Origin of the sequence: Nocardia acidivorans NBRC 108247 (assembly GCF_001625085.1) — a bacterium.
Classification (GTDB): domain Bacteria; phylum Actinomycetota; class Actinomycetes; order Mycobacteriales; family Mycobacteriaceae; genus Nocardia; species Nocardia acidivorans.
The window spans coordinates 1-21,874 of sequence record NZ_BDAW01000029.1 but is presented as its reverse complement, the minus strand read 5'-3'; the positions used below and the strand labels follow the sequence as shown (position 1 = coordinate 21,874).

Genomic DNA, 21,874 nt, shown 5'->3' with positions numbered 1-21,874 from the left:
TGAAGTGGACAGATTGTCCACTTACCGTTGTCCGGGTTACAGTGATCGCATGACCCCGATCGGATTACCGCTGCTCAACGAGGAATCCCCGCCGCCCGAACGCGCGGACGCGGCCCGCAATCGGGCCAAAATCCTCAACGCGGCGGCAGCGGTGTTCACCGAACGGGATCCGCGCACGGTCACCATGGACGACATCGCCAAGGCGGCCGGAGTGGGCCGGGGAACGCTGTACCGGCGCTACCCGGATGTCGGATCCATCGCCGTGGCCCTGCTCGATCAGCATGAGCGCGAACTCCAGGAGCGACTACTGCGCGGTGCGCCACCGCTGGGACCGGGAGCGCCGGCGGCGAAACGACTCGGGGCCTTCTACGCGGCCATGGTCGAACTATTGGAGACACACGCGAATCTGATACTCGGCGCGGAGACCGGGGGTGCGCGCTTCCGGACGGGGGCCTATCAGTTCTGGCGGGTGCACGTGCGCACACTGCTGACGGAATCCGGTGTGGCCGAACCGGAATCGCTGGTGGATGTGCTGCTCGCCCCGCTCGCGGCGGAGGTCTACCGGTATCAGCGCGAACACGGGCTCACCCCGGCACAGATCGACGCCGCCCTCCAGAAACTGGCAGGCGGCGTGATCGGTTGTGCCACAGGAGCTTCGGATTGATCAGATCATGTCCCGGCGGTGGAACAGCCAGATCGTGCCCGCCGTGAAGAGCGCGAGGTAGATCCCCAGCACCATCAGTGACTCACCCCGGGTGAGCACATCGAGCACGCCCGGGGTCGCGGGACCGGTGGTGGTGCGCAGCGAACCCGCCAGCGAACCGGCCGCGGTACCCGGCAGATGATCGGTGAGAGCCCGGATGGGCGAGAAGATTCCGGCCACCCCGCGCAGCAGATTCTCCACCACCAGCACCCACACCAGACCCAGGCCCACGGCCAGCGCGGGGCCACGGGCGATCGCGCCGATCAGTGCGCCCGCCAGCGTCCACATGCCGAGAATGGCCGAGCCCGAGCCGATTCCGAGCAGTACCCGGCTCGCCGACGGCAGTGCCAGGGACTGATCCTGGGTCGCTCCGATGAGCGCGGCCACCCCGGTATCGACCACGAAGGCCACCAGGACCAGCGCGATCACCGTCACCGCCAGACTCACCAGCACGCCGCCCAGCGCCGCCGCCCGTGCAGGCCCCTGGGTCAGAACGGTTTTCCAGGTTCCCCAGCCGTAGCCGCTGCCCACCGCGAGCGCGCCCAGCACCAGCATGAGCGCACCACCGAACATGGCCATGCCCTGGGTGAAGACCTCCGGAACGGCCGCCGGGAGCATCTGCCGGAGCAGGACCTCGCGGGGCTGACCATTGGACATCCGGCTGGAATCACCGGTCGTATAGGCCAGATAGTTGAACAGGTAGGCGAACGTGAGATTCAACAGGATCCACGTCCCGAGCACGATCCAGAAGGCGGGCCATTTGCGCAGGCGGAGCAGTTCGGCCCGGGCGCTTGCCACCAGATCTGTCATTTCACGGTCTCCGTCATCTCGAAAAACACTTCTTCCAAAGACTTTTCGTCACTGCGCAGTTCGAGCAGGTCCGCGCCCGCCTCGATCACCGCACGGGCCACCGCGGGCGCCTTCGCCACACCGGCATCGACTCTGATGCCGTTCGCGGTGAGCAGTGCGGCGCCTTCCCCGACCACCCGGCGCACCGCCGGGAAGGCCAGCTCCAGCGGTTCGGCGCGCAGGAAAAGCGATGCCGCCCCGCGCAATTCACGCACCGTGGCTTCGGTGAGCAGTTGCCCGCCGGAGATGACGCCGACCCGATCGCAGATCTCCTGCACTTCGCTGAGCAGATGACTGGAGAGCACGACGGTATGCCCGTCTGCGGCGAGTCCGGTGATGAGCTCCCGCATCTCGGCCATACCGGCCGGATCCAGGCCATTGGTGGGTTCATCGAGAATCAGCAGGTCGGGGCCGCCGAGCAGGGCCGCGGCCACACCCAGGCGCTGTTTCATACCGAGTGAGTAGGTGCGGAACCTGTCATTGCCCCGCGCGGCCAGCGCGACCCGGTCGAGCACCTGCTCCACCTCGGCGCGCCCCACCCCGAGATAGCGGCCCAGCACGCGCAGGTTGTCGCGGCCGGACAGGTAGGGGTAGAAACCCGGACCCTCGATGAGAACGCCTATGCGGCGCAGGGTTTCGGGATTACCCGGGCGCTCGCCGAGTACCGTGGCGGTGCCGTCGGTGGGCCGGATGAGCCCCACCAGCATGCGCAGCGTGGTGGTCTTGCCCGCACCGTTCGGACCGAGGAAACCGTAGATCTCCCCGCGGCGCACGCTCATGCTCACGGCATCCACTGCGGTGTGGGGGCCATAGCGTTTGGTCAACCGGTCGGTGCTGACAATCGCTTCGTTCATGGGTTCCAGAATCCGCCGTGAGCTGCGCCGGAACATCCGCCGCACAGCGCGATCCGGCGTACGTATCTGGACGTATTCGGCCCGTTGGCAGTGCCGAACCGGTGCATACGGCGCTACCGTGCAGCTATGGAGACGAGTGCGGCACGACGGTGGGATGTGCTGCTCGCACTGGTGGTCGCCGCCATCCAACTCGGCGCGGGCACCCTGGCCAACGAGCATCAGACCGGAACACGCGAGCTCGACCTGCTCGGATACGCGCTGCTCGCGGCCGGACCGCTGCTGCTGCTGGTGCGGCGGCGGTATCCGGATCCGGTGTTTTACGCGGTGCTGATCATCACCAGCGCCTATCTGCTCGCCGGATATGGGTACGGGCCGGTCTTCCTGGCCCTGGTGGCCGCCTTCCTCACCGCCGGAGTGCGTGGATCACGCTGGCGCACTTACTCTTTCGTACCGCTCGGCTATCTGCTCATGGTGTGGCCGGTACCGTCCTGGCGCGGGTACGACACCAACTCCTGGCAGCAGTTCGGACTGCTGGCCTGGCTGGTCGTACTGGTCGCCATCGCCGAGGGGCTGCGCCAGCGCAACGCCGCGGTGGCGGCGCGGCGCGGACGCGCCGAGGAGGCGCGCCGCAATGAACAGGCCCAGCGCGAACGCGAGGCCGCCGAACGCGCCCGCGAGAACGCCGAACGGGAACAGCGGGTCAGCGAGGAGCGGCTCACCATCGCCCGGGAACTGCACGATGTACTCGCGCACAGCCTCTCGCTCATCAATGTGCAGTCCTCGGTGGCCCTGGAACTCATCGACCGCCGGCCCGAACAGGCCGCGACCGCGCTGGCCGCCATCAAGACCGCCAGCAAGGACGCGCTCGGCGAGGTGCACGCGCTGCTGCGCTCGATCCGCGGCGGCACCGGCACCGTCCCCGCGCCCATCTCCCCCACCGTGGGCATCGGCGATCTGGAGGGGCTGCTGCAACCGGCCCGCGCCACCGGGCTCGAGGTGCGCGCCATTGTGACCGGGGTGCCCAAGCGCCTGCCGTCGGTGGTCGATGTGGCCGCCGCACGCATCGTGCAGGAGTCGCTCACCAATGCCATCCGGCACGCACCCGGTGCGAGTGTCCTTGTGACCGTGCGCTATTCGGCGGATCGGCTGCACCTGGCGGTGGACAACACGCGCCCCACCCGCGCCCCCGCCGGAACCTCCGGCGGCGGGCACGGCATCACCGGTATGACCGAACGCGCCAAGGCGCTGGGCGGGCGGCTGCTCGCCGAACCCAAACCCGACGGCGGCTTTCGCGTGGAGGCCCGCCTACCCGTCCACCTGGGCCATCCCGAGCCCGCCAGTTAGGGCCGGAATGCCTGCGCAAGAGGAGGTTTCGTGAGCATCAGGGTCGTGATCGCCGATGATCAGGCGCTGGTCCGCGCCGGATTCGTGGCGCTGCTGGACGCACAGGACGATATCGAGGTGGTCGGCGAGGCCGACAACGGCGAACAGGCGGTGCGCCTGGCCCGCGAACTCGTGCCCGATGTCGTGCTCATGGACATTCGCATGCCGATCCTGGACGGGCTCGCCGCGACCCGCGAAATCGCCGCCACCGCAGCGCTTTCCGACGTACGGGTGGTGGTGCTCACCACCTTCGAACTCGACGAGTACGTCTTCGAGGCCATGCGCGCGGGCGCCACCGGCTTCCTGGTCAAACACACCGAACCCGCCGACCTGGTCAAGGCCGTGCGGGTGGTGGCGGGCGGTGACGCGCTGCTCTCCCCCAGCGTCACCAAACGCCTCGTCGAGGAGTTCGCCACGCACGCCAAACCTACACCGGCGCGGGATTTCCCCGAACTCACCGACCGCGAGCGCGAGGTGATGGCCCTGGTGGCCGAGGGCCTGACCAATGCCGAGATCGCCGAACGGCTCTTCATGAGCCCCGCCACCGCCCGCACCCATGTCAGCCGAATCCTGTTGAAGCTCAATGCCCGCGACCGCACCCAACTCGTGGTCATGGCCTACGAGTCGGGCATGGTCCGGCCCGGCTGGCAATAGTCGGGTCTCAGCGACCCGGATTCGACCGGTCGCGTTCGACATCGGTGAAGCCTTCGTCCCGCGGTGCGGAGCCACCGGGCGCGGGCGGAGCCTGCAAACGCGCGGAGTAGGCGGAGGCGGCCTTGAAGACACCCGAAACACCCTGCGGCGCAGCCGCATAGGTGATGGATCGGCGGGGTGAGAAGCCCATGTCCGCGCCGATGGCGACCGCGTCCATATTCGCCCCGAGGAACAGGAAGTTCCAGTTCCAGGTGTCCTGCTGCTGGGTGATGAGCGACTTCACCGCGGTATGCGACCACTCTTTACTGGAGTTCTCATGGCCGTCGGTCATGACCACCACGATGACCGTGCCCGGGCGGTCCGGCTCCGCCCGCCCGGCCAGCTCGGCGCCCACATCGGTGATCAGCTCGCCGACCGCGTCGTACAGGGCCGTCATACCGCGCGGCTGTAGATTCAACGGTGGCACCTGCGCGAGCGGTCGATTCGCGTACACCACGTCGTATTCGGTATCGAACTGCGCGAGGGTGACCTCGATCCGCTTGGGCACCTCGCGCTGCTGCTCGATATAGGCGTCGAACCCGCCCTCGGTATCGGACTTGATGGATTGCATGGAGCCCGAGCGGTCCAGCAGCACCGCGATGAGCGTGAGATCAGGATTGGTCATGACTTAACTCCCCCGAGTCGATTCATTCCGGACCTCGCCCACCGTACGCCCGGGGTCCGAGCGCCGCCGCCGAGTTTTCGGCCCCGCGCGGCCTGTCCGGGCTCAGCGCCTCGCACCGAATTCGGCGACGACCGGAATCACCTCGCGCCCGATCACCTCCAGCGGAGTCACCCCGTCGATGCCCTCGACCCGGCCGATCACCATATCGATGCCGGTGTCCGCCAGCGTCCGCAACGCGCCCAGCAGCTGATCCACCCGTTCGCCGCGACCGCCGACGTCGAAGACGAAGACGCAGGTCTTGCGGATCTCCGCCGCATCGCGGCCGACATCCGCGCACAACCGGTGCAGCAGTTCGATTTTGCGTGGCAGATCCGGGCCCGGCCGCAGGCTGCATACGTCCGCGTACTTGGCCACCAGCGGCAGGGTTCGCTTCTCCCCGTCACCGCCGATCAGAATCGGCGGATGCGGGCGGCGCACACTCTGCGGCGCGTTGAGCGGCCGATCCACTCGAAAATGCCTGCCCGCGAACGGATTCTCCGTCTCGTCCCACATCCGCAGACAGATCTCGAGCGTCTCCTCCAGCATGTCGAACCGATCCCCCAGCGGGGGGAACGGCAGCCCGTATCCCTCGACATCACCGGTGGAGGTGCCCGCACCGATACCCAGCCAGGCCCGCCCGCCGGACAGCACATCCAGGGAGGTGACCAGCTTGGCCAGCATGGCCGGGTGGCGATAGTGCACACCCGAGACAATCGAGGTCAGTGCGACTTTCGAAGTATGCGCGGCAATGAACGACAGGGTGCTGTACGCCTCGAGCACATTCTGTTCGACCCGCCCCAGCCACGGGCTCTGCCACAGATGATCCCCGACCGCGATGGCCGCGAATCCACTCGCCTCGGCCGTGCGCACCACCTCGGCCAGGCCGGGGCCGATCCGATCCGCCGGGCTGTTCATCGCGTAATTGGTGAGATGCAATCCGAGTTCCATACGACCAGCCTCCGCCGCCGCGGCATACCGATCATCCGTCTCCGGGCGACATCTGGACTACGCGCCGAGACGTATCCGGCGGACTATCCGAGCCCGAGCCGGATCGCCTGTTCCACAGGCGAATACGCGCCGTCCGGCCGGTCCAGCATCGGCTACTTCGCGCGGGAAGGCCCCCTCGACCTTGATGTATCCGTCCGCGATGAACGCGTCTACCTGACCGTCGGTGAGCATGCCCTCCCTTCGATGCGCGAAAGCCCCCTCCCACCATTGGTGAGAGGAGGCTTTCGGATCAAGCGATTATTCGCCCGGGGGAACTACTCGCCGACGGCGGCGGCTTCGCCCGCCACGACGATCGGCTCCTCGGGAGTCGCGTCCTTCTTGGTGAGCTTGGTCCGCGAGGTGAAGGTGAACTTCGCCTTGTCGCCCTGGCCTTCGCCGTCCCAGCCTTCGACATCCACCGACACGATCTGACCGGCGCCCAGTTCGCCGAAGAGGATCTTCTCCGACAGCTGGTCCTCGATCTCACGCTGGATGGTGCGACGCAGCGGACGCGCGCCGAGCACCGGATCGAAGCCGCGCTTGGCGAGCAGGCTCTTGGCCTGTTCGGTCAGCTCGATCTCCATATCCTTGTTCTTGAGCTGCTTGGCGACGCGGCCGATCATCAGGTCCACCATCTGGATGATCTGATCCTGGGTCAGCTGGTGGAAGACGATGACATCGTCGATGCGGTTCAGGAACTCGGGGCGGAAGTGCTTCTTCAGCTCGTCGTTGACCTTGAGCTTCATCCGCTCGTAGTTCGAGCCCTCGACATTGCTCTGGGCGAAGCCGAGGCCGACCGCCTTGGAGATATCGGAGGTGCCGAGGTTCGAGGTGAAGATCAGGACGGTGTTCTTGAAGTCCACCGTGCGACCCTGGCCATCGGTGAGGCGACCGTCCTCGAGGACCTGCAACAGGGTGTTGTAGATCTCCTGGTGGGCCTTCTCGATCTCGTCGAACAGCACCACCGAGAACGGCTTGCGCCGCACCTTCTCGGTCAGCTGGCCACCCTCTTCGTAGCCGACGTAGCCCGGAGGGGCACCGAAGAGCCGCGAAGCGGTGAAGCGATCGTGGAACTCGCCCATATCGATCTGGATGAGCGCGTCGTCATCGCCGAACAGGAAGTTCGCCAGGGCCTTCGACAGCTCGGTCTTACCGACACCGGACGGACCGGCGAAGATGAACGAGCCCGAGGGACGCTTCGGGTCCTTCAGACCGGCGCGGGTGCGGCGGATCGCCTTGGAGACCGCGCGAACCGCATCCTCCTGGCCGATGATCCGCTTGTGCAGCTCATCCTCCATGCGGAGCAGACGGGTGGTCTCCTCCTCGGTGAGCTTGAAGACGGGGATACCGGTCCAGTTGGCCAGCACCTCCGCGATCTGCTCATCGTCGACCTCGGCCACGACGTCCAGATCGCCCGAGCGCCACTGCTTTTCGCGCTCGGCCCGCTTGGCGACGAGCTGCTTCTCCTTGTCACGCAGGCGCGCTGCCTTCTCGAAGTCCTGCGCGTCGATGGCGCTTTCCTTCTCGCGGCGGGCGTCGGCGATCTTGTCGTCGAATTCGCGCAGGTCCGGCGGTGCGGTCATCCGGCGGATGCGCATGCGCGCGCCCGCCTCGTCGATGAGGTCGATCGCCTTGTCCGGCAGGAACCGATCGTTGATGTAGCGATCCGCGAGCGTCGCGGCGGCGACGAGAGCGCCATCGGTGATGGAGACCCGGTGGTGCGCCTCGTAGCGGTCCCGCAGACCCTTGAGGATATTGATGGTGTGCTCGACCGTCGGCTCGCCGACCTGCACCGGCTGGAAACGACGCTCCAGCGCGGCATCCTTCTCGATGTACTTGCGGTACTCGTCGAGGGTGGTCGCACCGATGGTCTGGAGTTCACCGCGAGCCAGCTTGGGCTTGAGGATCGAGGCCGCGTCGATGGCGCCCTCGGCCGCGCCCGCACCCACCAGGGTGTGCAGCTCGTCGATGAACAGAATGATGTCGCCGCGGGTGTTGATCTCCTTGAGCACCTTCTTCAGGCGCTCCTCGAAATCACCGCGGTAGCGGCTGCCCGCGACCAGGGAACCCAGGTCGAGGGTGTACAGCTGCTTGTCCTTGAGCGTCTCGGGCACCTCGCCATTGACGATGGCCTGAGCGAGACCCTCCACGACGGCGGTCTTACCGACGCCGGGCTCACCGATCAGGACCGGGTTGTTCTTGGTACGGCGGCTCAGCACCTGCATGACGCGCTCGATTTCCTTCGAGCGGCCGATGACGGGGTCGAGCTTGCCCTCCAACGCGGCCTGGGTCAGGTTGCGGCCGAACTGATCCAGCACCAGCGACGTGGACGGTGTACCCGACTCACTGCGCGCGCCCGAACCCTCGACCGGCTCCTTGCCCTGGTAACCCGAGAGCAGCTGAATAACCTGCTGGCGCACGCGATTCAGATCCGCGCCCAGCTTGACCAGCACCTGCGCCGCGACGCCCTCACCCTCGCGGATCAGGCCGAGCAGAATGTGCTCGGTGCCGATGTAGTTGTGGCCGAGCTGCAGCGCCTCGCGCAACGACAGCTCGAGAACCTTCTTGGCACGCGGGGTGAAGGGGATGTGACCGGACGGCGCCTGCTGGCCCTGCCCGATGATCTCCTCGACCTGCGACCGCACACCCTCCAGCGAAATGCCCAGCGACTCCAGCGACTTCGCTGCGACGCCCTCACCTTCGTGGATCAGGCCCAGCAGGATGTGCTCGGTGCCGATGTAGTTGTGGTTGAGCATCCGGGCCTCTTCTTGGGCCAGGACAACGACCCGCCGTGCGCGGTCGGTGAACCTCTCGAACATCGCTCCCTCACTTCCTGCTCCGCTTACTACGGCATCCGGCGCTTCAGACCCTGTGCTGCCCTTCTGGTCGCCAGCCTGCCATGAAGCCCTGGGGTTGCATCCCCCGCCTCCACTCTAGTTGGCGGGGGTCACGCACGTCGTCCGTCCACCCTATTGCGAACCGGCGACAGTACGACTCATTCCCTCATAACGGGGCTGTAGCCGGGAACGTTTCCGTCCCGGCTACGCCCACAGCGAACACGCTGTATTTTCTGCCCTCCGCTGTATTTTCTGCCCTCCGCTTCGCTGCGGGCGGGTTCGCGGCCCTGGGGAGTCTCGCTTCTTCCCTCCTTCCGCTCCCCCGCTTCGCTCCTCCGCTCCACTCAGTCCAGAAGCGAGACGGGCCGCGAACTTGCAGGTGGGGCTTGCGGGTGGGGCTTGCGGGTGGGGGGCTACCCGGTGAAGGGTGGGATGAACTCGCAGGAAACCGGACGCGGATGAGCCGGGTCCAGCGCGTTCAGGGCCCAGGTGGCGACGCGGGGACTGCCCGCGATGGCCATATGGTCGGAGAAATCCATGGCGCAGGTGTCCTGTACGCGGATGTTGATCGCGTTCGGCCCGGGCACCAGCGCGACGGACGGGGAGACGCCCTCGTCATAATTCGACGCCAGATTGGTATAGGTGACGCTCGGGTCGTAGACCCCGTCGGCGTTCAGATCGCGAATGAACTGCGAACCGCCCAGCATCTGCGGACAGGCCTGGCAGACACCCATGCTGATCATGTTGTCCACACTGTTCGCGTCCGCGCCGAGCTGCTTGCCGAAGGCGCGCAGCACATTCATCTGATCACCGAAGATGCCCAGCCAGGGCGGGGCGATGGCGACGAACTTGTCCACCTTGCCCGACCCCCCGAGCCGTTTGATGAAGTAGTTCCCGACGGTATTGCCCTGCGAATGGGCGATGAAATCGACCTTGGCGGCGCCGGTCGCGGCCAGCACCCGGTCCACGAACGCGCCCAGCTGGGCGGCACTCTCGGGGATCGGCCGCATTCCGCCCAGGGCCGATAGCGGCCACGGCACATCGAGACCGCCGTAGGTGAGCGCGTAGACGCAGTAGCCCTCATTCGCCAGCAGCGGGGCGTACGCGCCCCAGTTGGTCTGCGCGCCGCCCGCGGTGCCGTGGATGAGCACCACCGGATCCGGATGCGCCGCGGTGACTTTGCAGGCCCAGTCGTTGGCTCCGGGCAGCGAACCACCCGGATTGGTCAGCTCGTAGGGGATGCCCGCGAAGAAGTTGTAATCCACCGGGTAGTCGGCGCGGGCGGTACCGCTCACCCCCAGGGACAGGACGGCCAACAGGGCCAGCAACAGCAAAGATCCCGGCGAACGGCGCAGCGGCGCAGCACGCATGTTCCCTCCCAAACTAGAACGTGTTTCGACAACGTAATCGAAAAACAAGCACGGGAGATGGGAAACCGGCGAGTAATTTATGAAACTTGTTCCACCCTCTCACGCAGAAAAACCGGGACCCCTGCGGATCCCGGTTTTCCTGCGGATACCGCGACCAGCGCTCACCACTGGCGAGGCGCGTAGCCCGGACCACCCGCCGCCACCGCGGTATTCGCCGGAGCCGCAACCACGTTCGCCTTCCCGTGCTGCACACCCGCGGTGAACAGCGCGCCGATCAGCGCCACGAAGGCCAGTGTGTGCAGCACGGTGCGCACGATATTCCAACGCACCCAGGAGGTTTCGAACTGTGCCCGCACCGCCGCCAGATCGCCGATCTGCGAGGGATCACCCGCCGCGGCCAACTGATTGTTGAGCGGCACATTCAGCCCCGAGGTCACCGCGAAGGCAATCACATTGAGCACCACGGCGATTCCGATCCACAGCAGCGTGGTGCGGGCGTCCTTGCCCAGGTGCAGCGCCGCCGCCAGCACCGTGAAACCGACCGTGCCCATGAACAGCAGCATGAACAGCGGATTGACGATGATGACATTGATGCGCTGCATCACCTCGATGATGGTGCGATCGTCGGTCTGACCCAGCGCGGGCATCACCGAGTTCACGTAGCCGTAGAACAGACCGGCGATCAGGCCGGTCGAGAGGGTCGCCGCCGCCAGCGCGGCCATCCGAAGTGCGAACATCACAGTCTCCTGACTGGGTCATTTCCCGGAATTCCCGGGCTTTCCAACGACTTCCAGTCAACCGGCTGACGACTCCGCGCAACATCGTCCAGAAGCTCGCGGACATCCGCGGCCGTCTCGAGACGCTCACAGATCCCGTTCGGACACCACACCGCTCTGCATGGCCAGATTCGCCAGCTTGACCCGCTTCTGATTCTGCGGCAGATCCTCCACCCCGAACTTGGCGAACAGCGCCCGCAGATGCGTCTTGATGGCGTCCACGCTCAGGAACAGCTCCGCCGCGATCTGCTGATTCGACGAGGGCGAGGCGAAACCGTCATTACCGCGCAGCGGACGGCACAGCGCGATCAGCACGGCCCGCTGGGTTTCGGTGAGCGAGCGCAGCGTGGGCAGCCCACCGGTGGAGGTCTGCGTGACATCGCCTGCGGCGCCGGAGAAATCGTGGAAGGTGACCCGCGAGGTGCCCATCCGGATCACATCGCCGGGTTGCAGCCGATGCCGCCCGACCAGGCGATCCCCATTGACGAAGGTGCCGTTGCGGGAGAGCCCGTCGTCCACGATGGTCCAGTGCGCGCCCAGATATTCGAGGGTCGCGTGCAGGCGGGACACCTCGACGTCCCAGACGAGCGAGAGATCGGCCTGCGGTGAGCGGCCGACGGTGATGCGTGGTTGATCCGGGGTCAGCATCAGCTCGTGCTGACGGCCCTCGTGATCCTTGACCCGCAGGAATGAACCGTGGAATGCGGTCACTGCGCCGATACCTCGTCTCTACACCCAGCCAGTGACATCGTTCGCACAGTTCAATGGTGCCGTGCCGTCTCGGCGCGAGCAAGATCGTGCCACGGATATGGGCAGCGCGCACCGATAAGAGTTATACGCAAAGCGTATGAATAAACCACTGCCGCCCGGGCTCGCACGAAACACCCGGACGGCAGACGCAAAGATGACTAGTTCTTCGCAGCGGCCTTGTTGTAAGCCTCCGTGATGTCCGCGGAGATACGCCCACGAGCAGAAACCTTGTGTCCATTACGGCGCGCCCATTCACGAATCGCCGCGCTTTGTTCGCGATCGATCGAAACCCGGCCCTTCGGACCGGCGGTCGCGGCAGCCGCGGTCTTGGTACGGCGCCGGCCGCTCACGCGACGCGCGTTGGCAACCCAAACCTCCAGACCGTCCCGCAGCTTGGACGCATTAGCCGTCGACAAGTCGATCTCGTACGAGACGCCATCGATTGCGAACTCGATGGTCTCGTCCGCGATGGACTCACCGTCGACATCGTCGATCAGGCTAACGGTGACCTTCTTTGCCATGAGATGAACGTCCTCTCGAAATCGTGCGACCCGCATAGTTAGGCCGATTACCCGAAACCAGAATACCGCTGAATTCGATAGTCCCAGAACGGGCACCGACAATGCAATCCAGCGAACTCAACGAGATGCTGGACGCACAATTGGAAAGAGTATCGTTTCTCGGATTCCCAAGCCAGTCAGGGCCATCAGCAACCGATCGATTCCCATACCTGTTCCGGTCGTCGGAGGCATACCGTGCTCCATCGCGGCAAGGAAGTCCTCGTCCAGCCGCATCGCCTCATCGTCGCCCGCGGCGGCCAAACGCGCCTGATCCTCGAATCGTTCACGCTGGATGACCGGATCAACGAGTTCGGAATATCCGGTGGCAAGTTCGAAGCCGCGCACGTACAGGTCCCACTTCTCGGTAACCCCGGGCTTGCTCCGATGCTGACGGGTCAGCGGAGAGGTCTCCACCGGGAAGTCGCGAACGAAAGTCGGCGCGTACAGCTTGTCGCCGTACACGTGCTCCCACAGTTCCTCGACCAGTTTGCCGTGACCGTAGCCCTTGTCCTGCGGAATTTCCAGACCTACTCGATCAGCGAGTGCCAGCAATTCCGGAACAGAAGTTTCCGGCGTGACCTCCACACCGATCGACTCCGACAGCGACGGGTACATCTCGACCGTCGTCCACTCACCCGACAGATCGTATTCAGTTCCATCCGCGAGAGTGACCACCTGCGTCCCGTAGACGGCCTGCGCCACTTCCTGGATCAATTCGCGCATCATCTTCGCGGAATCGTCGTAGGTGCCGTACGCCTCGTAGGTTTCCAGCATTGCGAACTCCGGCGAATGCGTGGAGTCCGCACCTTCGTTACGGAAGTTCCGGTTGATCTCGAAAACCTTCTCGATACCACCGACCACACACCGCTTCAGGAACAACTCCGGAGCGATACGCAGGAACAACTCCATATCCAGGGCATTGGAGTGCGTCTCGAACGGGCGGGCCGCCGCACCACCGTGGATGGTTTGCAGCATCGGGGTCTCCACCTCCAGGAAACCCCTGCGCTCCAACGCATTTCGCAGCGCGCGCACCGCGGCGATACGGGTGCGGGCCATCTCGCGGGCCTCCGGGCGGATGATGAGGTCCACATACCGCTGCCGGACGCGGGACTCCTCGTTCATCTCCTTGTGCGCCACCGGCAGCGGGCGCAGCGACTTGGCCGCCATCTCCCACGCATCGGCCATCACGCTCAATTCACCGGTGCGCGAGGAGATCACCTCACCGTGCACGAAGACGAAATCGCCCAGGTCCACATCGGACTTCCAGGCCGCCAGCGACTCCGCGCCGACGCCATTGAGGCTGATCATGGCCTGCAGCTTGGTGCCGTCACCCTCCTGCAGGGTGGCGAAACACAGCTTTCCGGTATTCCGCATGAAAATGACGCGACCGGCGATACCGGCGATCAGACCGGTCCGGGTATCGGACTCGAGTTCCGGATACGCGGCGCGAATTTCGGCGAGGCTGTGCGTGCGGCCGACGACCACCGGATAAGCCTCGCGGCCCTCGGCCAGCAACCGCTCCCGCTTCTCGCGGCGAATCCGCATCTGCTCCGGGACGTCGAGTTCCACGGCCGGTGCCGCAGTGCGCTTTTGACCTGCGGATGACGTGGTGCCAGCGGAAGAAGAGGGGGTGGGGGTGCTCACGGGGCTTAAGCCTATCCTGCGGCGGAAACCCATTTTTCCGCCGCCCGGGCAAACCAATTCAGAGCCAGGCGAGCGTTGCCACCTCGCGCTCGAAGTGCGGCGCGGTGGCCGCCACATTGAGCAGTCCGGCCGCTTTCAGGGCCTGATATCCGCCGACCAGATCGGTCGCCCGGCGCAGGCCCAGCTGCTGTAGCGACGAGGCCGCCAATGAGGAGGTGTAGCCCTCCGAGCAGACGATGATCCATTCGCGGTCGTGATCGTCCGCGAGGGCCAGGCGGGCGCTGCTGGTGGGGTCCAGACGCCATTCGAGCACATTGCGCTCGATCACCAGCGCGCCAGGCAGGGTGCCCTCGCGCAGGCGCTGTGCCTGCGGGCGAATATCCACCAGCAGGGCGCCGCGGGCAATGGCCTGCGGAATTTCCACCGGGTACAGGCGTCGCAGCCGCTCACGCGCCTGGGCGAGCATGCCGTCGATCGTCAAGTGGGTCATTCGAGTTCGCCTTCGGGCTGGTCGGTGAGGACGGAACGAGTGCGCCGGAGCCGGCCCTGATCGGTGACCTCGTAATAGGACATCGCGGTCAGCGGCGGGGAATAGGCGTGCACACTCAAAGTCGGATCGAGCGGGCCGGAAATACCGGCCTCGGCGGCCGGTGCACGCACCACGTCGTGCACCCAGCCCAACGGAAACGAAGCCTGATCACCGGCCGCGAGCGTGCGGCGGCGCAATTCGGCTCCGGTCCAGCGGAATTCGGAGAGCGCACCGGAAAGCACGGTCAGCGCGCCGAGCGAACCGGCGTGATCGTGCAATTCGGTGGCGATGTCGGCGACCCAGGAGATCAGCCAGAGATCCACCTCGTCGTCGGCGAGAAGCCTTACCGCCCAGCGCTTTTCGGTGGGCCAAAGCCCATCGGCCGGGAGCAGGTGATCGTAGACACCCGCCAGCACGTCCTCGGCGCCCTCGTCGGTCAGGCGCAGCAGATCGGCCGGGCGCAGCCGGGTGGGGGAAGCGGAAAGAACAGAAGATCGCATGAGGCGAAACTCCAAGGTGTGTCGAACGGTCGAGGGCTAAAAAGCGTGCCTCGACGACGCCGAGGCTGATCAGCCTCGACAACACTCCTGGGTGCTTACGCGGGAATACACGTCGGCGAGCTTAGCAGCCGTTCCCCGCGCGGCAACAGAGGCCGCGGGAAACGACTGCGTCACAAACCACTGGGTACGCATCACGGCTGGCGCGCCCGCCGCTGCTGCTGGTTGCGCTCGTACACCAGGCGCAGACCAACCAGGGTCAGATGCGGTTCATGATGTTCGATGGTCTCGGATTCGGGCACGATCAGCGGTGCGGTCGCCCCCGTCGCCACGATCGCCACCTCATCGCCGGAGAAGGCGTCGAATTCATCGCGAATTCGATCGATCAGACCGTCCACCATGCCGGCGAAACCGAAGACCGCGCCGGACTGCATGCATTCCATACTGTTCTTGCCGATCACCGAACGCGGACGGGTCAACTCGGCCCGGCGCAGCGCACTGCGCTCCACCAGTGCCTCCGTGGAGATCTCCACACCGGGCGCGATGATGCCGCCGAGGAATTCCCCCTTGGCCGACACCAGGTCCACACAGATCGCGGTACCGAAATCGACCACGATCGCCGGGGCTTGATAACGGTGAAAAGCGGCCAGACAGTTCACAATTCGGTCCGCGCCGACTTCTTTGGGATTGTCCACCAGTAGCGGAATACCGGTTCGCACACCGGGTTCCACCAAAACATTCGGGACATGCCCCCAGTAGCGACCCAGCATTTCGCGGAGTTCACGCAAGACCGGAGGCACCGTCGACAGCGCGGAGACACCGATCACCTGTTCGGCGTCCGCACCGATCAGACCTCGCACCTGCAGGGCGAATTCATCGGCGGTGATCAGCGGATTGGTGTGGGTTCGCCACTGCCGCACCAGCTTCGCATGATCCCCACTGCCGGAGAACAGTCCCAGTTCGATACTCGTATTGCGGACGTCGATGGTCAGCAACATGGCTGTACCCGCCCCTCCGTTCTCAGTTGGCGAAGGTCAGCGAACGCGGCGAGATGAGATCCGAGCCCGCGGGCGCGTGCGCCGGATCCGACCCCAGCTCCACCTGCCGATTGCGCTCGTCAACGAAGACCACGCGCGGCGCGTACGCTCGCAGCTCCGCCTCATCCATCATGGCGTAGGCGATCAGGATCACCAGATCACCCGGATTCACCAGATGCGCTGCGGCACCGTTGATTCCGATCACACCGGAGCCACGTTCACCCGCGATGATGTAGGTCTCCAGGCGAGCGCCATTGGTGATGTCGACAATGCAGACCTGCTCGCCCTCGAGCAGATCGGCGGCGTCCAGCAGATCCTGGTCCACGGTCACCGAACCGACATAGTGCAGGTCGGCATGGGTCACCGTGGCGCGGTGGATCTTGGACTTCATCATGGTGCGCAACATCGGCGTTGCCTCCTAACGGGTGGCCCGGGCAGGCCGGTCGGGGGTGGTCGGATTACCGTCGATCGGGGTACCGAGGGTGACGGGCAGATTGTCGATGAGCCGGGTGCCGCCGACCTTGGCCGCGATCAACAGGCGGGCATTACCGCTGGCCTGCACCGCACCGAGATCGGAGCCGCGCAGCTCCAGATACTGGAGCTCGATTTCCGGAGCACTGGCCAGCACCGAATTGGCCGCTGCCAGAACGGCTTCCGGGCCGAGCCCGGCGGCGTGCCGACCGGCGGCGAGCGCGGCCGAGAGGGTGGTGGCGAGCGCACGGGCCGCCGGATCCAGGAAGCGATTGCGCGAGGACAGCGCCAGACCGTCCGCCTCGCGCACGGTCGGAATAGCCACGATCCTCAGATCGAAATTGAGATCGCGCACCATCTGCCGGATCAGCGCCAATTGCTGATAGTCCTTCTCACCGAAGAATGCCTCGGTAGGGCGGCAGATCTGGAACAGCTTGGCGACGACGGTCAGCATGCCCGCGAAATGTCCGGGGCGCACCGCGCCTTCCAGCTCGTCACCGATCGGGCCGGGGTGCACCGTGGTGCGCGGACCGTCCGGGTACATCTCGGCGGCGCTGGGCGCGAAGACCAGCTCCACGCCCTCGGCGCGCAGCAGCTCCACATCCGCGTCCAGGGTGCGCGGGTACTTGTCCAGATCCTCGCCCGCACCGAATTGCAGGGGATTCACGAAAATGGAGACGATGACGACCTGATTGGTGCGCTTGGCCCGCCGCACCAATTCCAGATGACCCTCGTGCAGGGCGCCCATGGTGGGTACGAGCGCCACCGTGCGACCCACCGACCGCAAAGCCTTGGCAACCGAGGTGACCACCGCCGGATCGTGCAGCACCGTCAGCTCACCGCGCTTATACGTACCACGCAGTTTCGGGTCCATCAGTAACCTTCTTTCGCCTCGTCGGGGCCCTCTGTGGATGCACTCCGCTGCCGCCGCCGGGCCTGACCGCCGAGGCGAGGTCCTTCCAACAGATCGATCAAAGCGGGATTGCTCTGCGCGCGCTCGGCGGAACGCAGTGAGAGCGCGCGATATCCGGCCTCCAGACGCGGATCGAGCGTCTCCAGCGCGGCCAGATGCGCGGCCACCGCGGGCACGTCGCCGCGCGCCACCGGACCGGTGAGCGCGGCCGGGCCACGGCGCAGGGCATTGTCCAGGGCAGCCGAGGCCAGCGGCGCCAGCATGCGCTCGGCGAGTCCGTTGGGCTGCTCGTCGACCATCTGCTGGCCGAGCAGACCCGGACCCGCGAGCGCGGCGCGCAGCGCCTGCACGGCATCGACAATGAGGGTCACCAGATGATTGCTGCCATGTGCGAGGGCCGCGTGATAAAGCGTGCGGTTCTCTTCCGAGACCCGGACCGGCTCCCCGCCCATTTCGATGACCAGCGACTGCGCGATGGCGTAGCCGATATCGTCCGCGGCGGTCACCCCGAAGCAGGCATTGGCCAGGCGCGCGATGTCCTCGTCATGACCGGTGAAGGTCATGGCCGGGTGGATCGCCAGCGGCAGCGCGCCGAGCGCGGTCAGCGGGGCCAGGATGGCGATACCGTTCGCACCGGAGGTGTGCGCGACGATGGTGCCGGGGCGGACCGCGTTCGCCGCCGCCAAACCCGCTACCAGACCGGACAATTCACTGTCCGGAACCGCCAGCACCAGTAGCTCGCTGCGATTCGCCACCTCTTCGGCGGGCAGAATGCGGGAATCCGGCAGCCGCGTCTCGGCGCGCCGAATGGAGGCGTCCGAGATGGCGGAGACACCGAAGACCACATGTCCGGCACGCTCGAGTGCCGCACCCAGGGCGGAGCCGACGCGTCCCGCCGAGACGATTCCCACCGTCAGTCGTGCAGGCGCAAGATCGGTTCCGCAGACATCCTCGTCCGAGGTCACCCTTGTCCTCTCGAAGTTCGTTCCAGTCCCGCGCTGCGGGTACCGGACGTTACGGCCCGAGAATATCGGCCCCGATACGCCGGGGCCACCGAGTGTGGGATGTCTTACAGGGTCCTACCGCCCACCCTCGGAACGCAGATTCGCCATGATCTCCGCGACCGACAGCCGACGGGTGGAGTCGTCACCGGCATCCTCGTCGGAGCGGCGGCGACGCCGTGAGCTGGCCGTACCCATGGGCGGGGCGGGCGCGACCGGCGGCGTGAGCCGCGGGTTCGCGGTCGCCGCGTCCGGCTGGGCCTGCGCGTCCGACTCGGGCGCCTTGCCCGCGGGGCGCAGATCGGTCTCGAACCACGGCACCTGCGGCGACTCGTCGCGATCCAGACCGGTGCGCGGCTCGGTGCGCTTGTTCCGCGCGGTCTCGCCCAGGCGCGGGATCGGCTGCGCCGCACCGCTCGAACCGGAGCGCAGGGCATCGGCGGCGGCCCGCGCGGCATCCAGGTCGTCGTGGGAATCATCGCGCGGCGCGGCGTTTTCGGTCGCGAAGTCGGCCTCGAACGGGCGCAGGTGCTCGAAGTCGTGCGGCGGCTCGTATTCGCGCGAACGATCGGCCGGATGATGCGGAACCCGCAGCCGGTCGATGCTCTCGGTGACGATGGAGGTCTCCGCGGTCACCGGATCGTCGAAGGGGCTCGCGAAGGCCGGGGGCTCGGGATGGTCGGCGTCGAAGACAGGGGTGATCCGGCTGCCGAGGTCCTGTTCGATCGGCTCGACGGGCGCGGACCACGGATCCCAGGAGTTGGTGTCCTCCCAGTTACCGTTCGCCGACCCCTTCGCGGAATTGCCGTTGCTGGCCGGCAATTCCTGCACTCGGACCGCATCCGCGCGCAGCGCGACCCGCTCACCGGGCAGATCGCCGTCGAAGAGGCGCTGCAGGCTCTCCCGCAGCACCGTCAGTTCGGCACGCAATGCGGCCATTTCCTCGGCGTCCGCGCCGACCTCTTTACGCACTCGGGTCTCGACGCCGAGCTCATATTCGCGGCGGGCAGCAACCTCACGCTCGAGCTGCAGTTGGTAGACCTTTTGCAGGTCGCCCACTTTCGCCTTGTCCGTCGCCGACTCCCTGCGATAACGCGTCGCGGCGAGGGCGCCGATGGCGGCCGCCCAGAGGGCCGCGACCAGGCCCACGCGAATCATGTGGACGTTATCGCTGAAGACCAGGAAAACACTGGCAACCAGGCCGAGGAGAAGCAGCAGACCGGTGAAGAATTTTCCCGCGTCTTCTCGTCGTCGACGGGAAGCACTGCTCCGGGAGGGTGAAACCATAGCCACCAACATAGCTTGAACCGGACACTCCGGCTTCAACCTCGCCAATGCCGTTCGACTTTATGTTTGCTATGAGGTAGCCGCTTCATCCGGCGGATCGATCGGCGCCCGGCAGCAATATTCCAGCCACAGCGCCGCCGCCACCAGCAGCAGCCCGGCGACCAGCCCCACCACCGCGCCCGGGGTATCCGAGGCCGCGGCCCGCATATCCCCGCGCTGGGGCAGCAGCCAGATCAGGAAGCCCAGCCAGATACCGCCCACCAGCGAACCCACCTGCGCCGACGCCTTGGCCAGCGCCACCGCTCGCGCCGCGGTGATCGGATGCAATTGCCGGGGACCGTCACCGATCCCCCGGTTCTCCACCCGCGCCCGAATCACGAACGCCAGCACCGCCTCCAGCGCCGCCACCGGCAGCAGCGAGGCCCCGGAGAAGACGGTGATGGGCGGAAAGCTCGAATACGCGACATTGGTGGCGAGCCAGGCGACCAGCGCCGCCAGGGCCACATTCGCGCACAGATCGAGAATGCGGGTCGGCTTCACACCGGCCATCCCAGCGTGAAATCGGTGCGGCGCACGCCCTCGATCTCGGTGGCGTCCAGGGCCGCCAGCAGGTCCCGAAGCGATTGCGGCGCACCGGCGGTCACCTCCAGCACGGCCTCGGGCTCCACCTCCAGCCACGGCACCAGCACAAACGCGCGGCGGTGCGCCTGCGGATGCGGCAGCGTCAACACCGGATCGGCGCTGCGGCACGGCACCTCGCCATCGCGGCGGCGCTGTCCGGCCCAGACGATGTCCACATCGAGAGTCCTTGCGCCCCAGCGCACCTCACGCACCCGATCGGCGGCCTGCTCCAACTCCTGACCCAGCCGCAGCCAATCCGAGGGCTCCAGATTCGGATCCTGCGCCACCAGTACGGCGTTGAGGTAATCCTGTTGCGGCACACCGCCCCACGGCGGCGTGGAGTACACCGAGGAGACCGCGAGCAGACCCGGGCGCAGCGCCTCGATCACACCGCGCAGGTGCGCCAGCCGATCTCCCAGGTTCGATCCGATCGACAGCACTACCCGGCTCACCGCTACGCCCCCTGTGCCTCGCGCCGGCGGGAGGTGACCACCCGCACATCCTCGAAGCTGTGCGGAATCGGCGCGGACGGCTTGTGCAGCACCACCTCGACCTCCCGAATACGGGTATCCGCCATCACCGCGTCGGCCAATTCCGAGACCACGGTCTCGACCAGATCGCGCGATTGGCCCGAGACGATCCGCACGGCCAGATCGGCGAGCTCCCCGTAGTGGATGGTGTCGGCGATATCGTCGGATTTGGCGGCGGCCGAGAAGTCGGTCCACACCGTCAGATCCACCACGAAATCCTGGCCGTCCCGCTTCTCGTAGTCGAAGACGCCGTGATGGCCGAAGACGCGCAGGCCGCGCAGTTCGATGCGGTCGATGCTCAAAGCTGTTCTCCCTGTGTCCAAGTCCAGCCGCCGACGGTCCGGCCGGTGTGGGCGTGCCGGGCATTGCGCCAGGCCTCGGTGACCGCGATGGCGTCCAGTGACGCGCGCACATCGTGCACGCGCACGCCCCAGCCGCCGTGTTCGGCGGTCAACGCGGAAATGGTGGCGGTCGCGGTCTCGCGGCCGTCGGGCGGGCGCGGGGTACCGTCCTCGGCCAGCAGCGCACCGAGGAACCGTTTGCGCGAGGCGCCGATCAGAATCGGCAGCCCGGTGGCCACGAATTCCGGTAGCGCGGCGAGCAATTCCCAATTGTGGTCGGCGTTCTTGGCGAACCCCAGTCCGGGATCGAGCACCAGTCTGCCCGGATCGACACCGGCCTCGACCGCCATGTCGACCTGCACCCGCAGCTCCGAGAGCACCTCGGAGACCACATTCTCGTATCGATCGGCGGCGCCGGTGTGCTCATAGTTCGCACCGGCGCGCCAATGCATGAGAATCCACGGAACACCCGCCGCGGCAACGACTTTCGCCATATCGGCATCGGCGCGGCCACCGGACACGTCATTGACCACCGACACCCCGGCCTCGATGGCGGCCTCGGCCACCACCGCGCGCA

25 protein-coding genes are annotated in these 21,874 nt (G+C 66.3%); 3 read left to right on the top strand and 22 right to left on the bottom strand.

Annotation, left to right across the window (positions count from 1 at the left end):
* The first annotated feature begins 49 nt into the window (after positions 1 to 49).
* A complete protein-coding gene (locus NA10_RS17455) occupies positions 50 to 664 on the top strand; it encodes a TetR/AcrR family transcriptional regulator (protein WP_067568971.1) in 615 nt (204 codons plus the stop codon).
* Here the strand turns inward: NA10_RS17455 and NA10_RS17450 are convergent, their stop codons facing one another.
* Both NA10_RS17450 and NA10_RS17445 read right to left on the bottom strand, forming a co-directional pair.
* Positions 665 to 1,513 carry an ABC-2 transporter permease gene (locus NA10_RS17450; RefSeq protein ID WP_067568968.1) on the bottom strand — a complete coding sequence of 283 codons (849 nt, stop codon included), beginning with the start codon at positions 1,511 to 1,513 and terminating at the stop codon, positions 665 to 667.
* Entirely contained in the window at positions 1,510 to 2,406 is an 897-nt protein-coding gene (locus tag NA10_RS17445; protein WP_067569043.1) for an ABC transporter ATP-binding protein, read from the bottom strand. The genes NA10_RS17450 and NA10_RS17445 overlap by 4 nt, the downstream gene beginning before the upstream one ends.
* Positions 2,407 to 2,532: 126 nt before the next feature.
* Here NA10_RS17445 and NA10_RS17440 point away from each other — a divergent pair, with 126 nt between their 5' ends.
* Positions 2,533 to 3,750: a sensor histidine kinase gene (locus NA10_RS17440; protein WP_067568965.1), complete on the top strand. Its 1,218-nt coding sequence runs from the start codon at positions 2,533 to 2,535 to the stop codon at positions 3,748 to 3,750.
* 30 nt (positions 3,751 to 3,780) lie between these two features.
* On the top strand, positions 3,781 to 4,443 hold the full coding sequence (locus tag NA10_RS17435) for a response regulator transcription factor (RefSeq protein WP_067568962.1): 663 nt from the start codon (positions 3,781 to 3,783) through the stop codon (positions 4,441 to 4,443).
* A 7-nt stretch (positions 4,444 to 4,450) separates the two neighbouring features.
* On the opposite strand, the gene NA10_RS17430 is transcribed toward NA10_RS17435, so the two are convergent.
* The 20 genes from NA10_RS17430 to folP all read right to left on the bottom strand — a co-directional run.
* The gene (locus NA10_RS17430) at positions 4,451 to 5,107 is read right to left on the bottom strand and encodes a vWA domain-containing protein (protein ID WP_174562521.1); all 657 of its coding nucleotides are present in this window, start codon (positions 5,105 to 5,107) and stop codon (positions 4,451 to 4,453) included.
* Between the two features lie 102 nt (positions 5,108 to 5,209).
* Positions 5,210 to 6,094, bottom strand: coding sequence for a TIGR03560 family F420-dependent LLM class oxidoreductase (locus tag NA10_RS17425; RefSeq protein ID WP_067568960.1), 885 nt, complete (start codon positions 6,092 to 6,094; stop codon positions 5,210 to 5,212).
* A 57-nt stretch (positions 6,095 to 6,151) separates the two neighbouring features.
* Positions 6,152 to 6,325, bottom strand: a complete 174-nt coding sequence (locus NA10_RS37570) for a hypothetical protein (protein WP_169812597.1) — start codon at positions 6,323 to 6,325, stop codon at positions 6,152 to 6,154.
* Positions 6,326 to 6,408: 83 nt separating this feature from the next.
* Positions 6,409 to 8,952, bottom strand: coding sequence for an ATP-dependent Clp protease ATP-binding subunit (locus tag NA10_RS17420; protein WP_067568958.1), 2,544 nt, complete (start codon positions 8,950 to 8,952; stop codon positions 6,409 to 6,411).
* Positions 8,953 to 9,383: 431 nt separating this feature from the next.
* On the bottom strand, positions 9,384 to 10,340 hold the full coding sequence (locus tag NA10_RS17415) for an esterase/lipase family protein (protein ID WP_067568956.1): 957 nt from the start codon (positions 10,338 to 10,340) through the stop codon (positions 9,384 to 9,386).
* A gap of 161 nt (positions 10,341 to 10,501) precedes the next feature.
* Positions 10,502 to 11,077 carry an anthrone oxygenase family protein gene (locus NA10_RS17410; RefSeq protein WP_067568954.1) on the bottom strand — a complete coding sequence of 192 codons (576 nt, stop codon included), beginning with the start codon at positions 11,075 to 11,077 and terminating at the stop codon, positions 10,502 to 10,504.
* A 126-nt stretch (positions 11,078 to 11,203) separates the two neighbouring features.
* Entirely contained in the window at positions 11,204 to 11,827 is a 624-nt protein-coding gene (locus NA10_RS17405) for an FHA domain-containing protein (RefSeq protein ID WP_067568952.1), read from the bottom strand.
* 197 nt (positions 11,828 to 12,024) lie between these two features.
* On the bottom strand, positions 12,025 to 12,387 hold the full coding sequence (locus tag NA10_RS17400) for a histone-like nucleoid-structuring protein Lsr2 (RefSeq protein ID WP_067568950.1): 363 nt from the start codon (positions 12,385 to 12,387) through the stop codon (positions 12,025 to 12,027).
* Between the two features lie 117 nt (positions 12,388 to 12,504).
* Complete coding sequence (lysS, locus tag NA10_RS17395) at positions 12,505 to 13,971, bottom strand: lysine--tRNA ligase (protein WP_067569034.1); 1,467 nt, start codon at positions 13,969 to 13,971, stop codon at positions 12,505 to 12,507.
* A 157-nt stretch (positions 13,972 to 14,128) separates the two neighbouring features.
* Complete coding sequence (locus NA10_RS17390) at positions 14,129 to 14,560, bottom strand: rhodanese-like domain-containing protein (RefSeq protein ID WP_174562520.1); 432 nt, start codon at positions 14,558 to 14,560, stop codon at positions 14,129 to 14,131.
* Entirely contained in the window at positions 14,557 to 15,099 is a 543-nt protein-coding gene (locus NA10_RS17385) for a cupin domain-containing protein (RefSeq protein ID WP_067568948.1), read from the bottom strand. The genes NA10_RS17390 and NA10_RS17385 overlap by 4 nt, the downstream gene beginning before the upstream one ends.
* Positions 15,100 to 15,290: 191 nt before the next feature.
* Positions 15,291 to 16,094 (bottom strand): type III pantothenate kinase, encoded by an 804-nt coding sequence (locus NA10_RS17380; RefSeq protein WP_067568945.1) that lies wholly within the window; start codon positions 16,092 to 16,094, stop codon positions 15,291 to 15,293.
* Positions 16,095 to 16,116: 22 nt separating this feature from the next.
* Positions 16,117 to 16,539 (bottom strand): aspartate 1-decarboxylase, encoded by a 423-nt coding sequence (gene panD, locus NA10_RS17375; RefSeq protein WP_067568941.1) that lies wholly within the window; start codon positions 16,537 to 16,539, stop codon positions 16,117 to 16,119.
* A 12-nt stretch (positions 16,540 to 16,551) separates the two neighbouring features.
* Positions 16,552 to 17,478: a pantoate--beta-alanine ligase gene (gene panC, locus NA10_RS17370; RefSeq protein WP_067568938.1), complete on the bottom strand. Its 927-nt coding sequence runs from the start codon at positions 17,476 to 17,478 to the stop codon at positions 16,552 to 16,554.
* A complete protein-coding gene (locus NA10_RS17365; RefSeq protein WP_084514850.1) occupies positions 17,478 to 18,482 on the bottom strand; it encodes a Rossmann-like and DUF2520 domain-containing protein in 1,005 nt (334 codons plus the stop codon). The genes panC and NA10_RS17365 overlap by 1 nt, the downstream gene beginning before the upstream one ends.
* A gap of 114 nt (positions 18,483 to 18,596) precedes the next feature.
* Complete coding sequence (locus NA10_RS17360) at positions 18,597 to 19,805, bottom strand: DUF6779 domain-containing protein (RefSeq protein WP_157556588.1); 1,209 nt, start codon at positions 19,803 to 19,805, stop codon at positions 18,597 to 18,599.
* Positions 19,806 to 19,874: 69 nt separating this feature from the next.
* Positions 19,875 to 20,354 carry a DUF3180 domain-containing protein gene (locus NA10_RS17355; RefSeq protein ID WP_067568935.1) on the bottom strand — a complete coding sequence of 160 codons (480 nt, stop codon included), beginning with the start codon at positions 20,352 to 20,354 and terminating at the stop codon, positions 19,875 to 19,877.
* The gene (folK, locus tag NA10_RS17350; protein ID WP_067568932.1) at positions 20,342 to 20,878 is read right to left on the bottom strand and encodes a 2-amino-4-hydroxy-6-hydroxymethyldihydropteridine diphosphokinase; all 537 of its coding nucleotides are present in this window, start codon (positions 20,876 to 20,878) and stop codon (positions 20,342 to 20,344) included. Before folK ends, NA10_RS17355 begins: the two co-directional genes overlap by 13 nt.
* Positions 20,879 to 20,880: 2 nt before the next feature.
* Positions 20,881 to 21,258 (bottom strand): dihydroneopterin aldolase, encoded by a 378-nt coding sequence (gene folB, locus NA10_RS17345; protein ID WP_157556587.1) that lies wholly within the window; start codon positions 21,256 to 21,258, stop codon positions 20,881 to 20,883.
* Positions 21,255 to 21,874, bottom strand: a 620-nt coding sequence (folP, locus tag NA10_RS17340) for a dihydropteroate synthase (protein ID WP_067568930.1), incomplete at its 5' end; no start/stop codon positions are given. The genes folB and folP, both read right to left, overlap by 4 nt.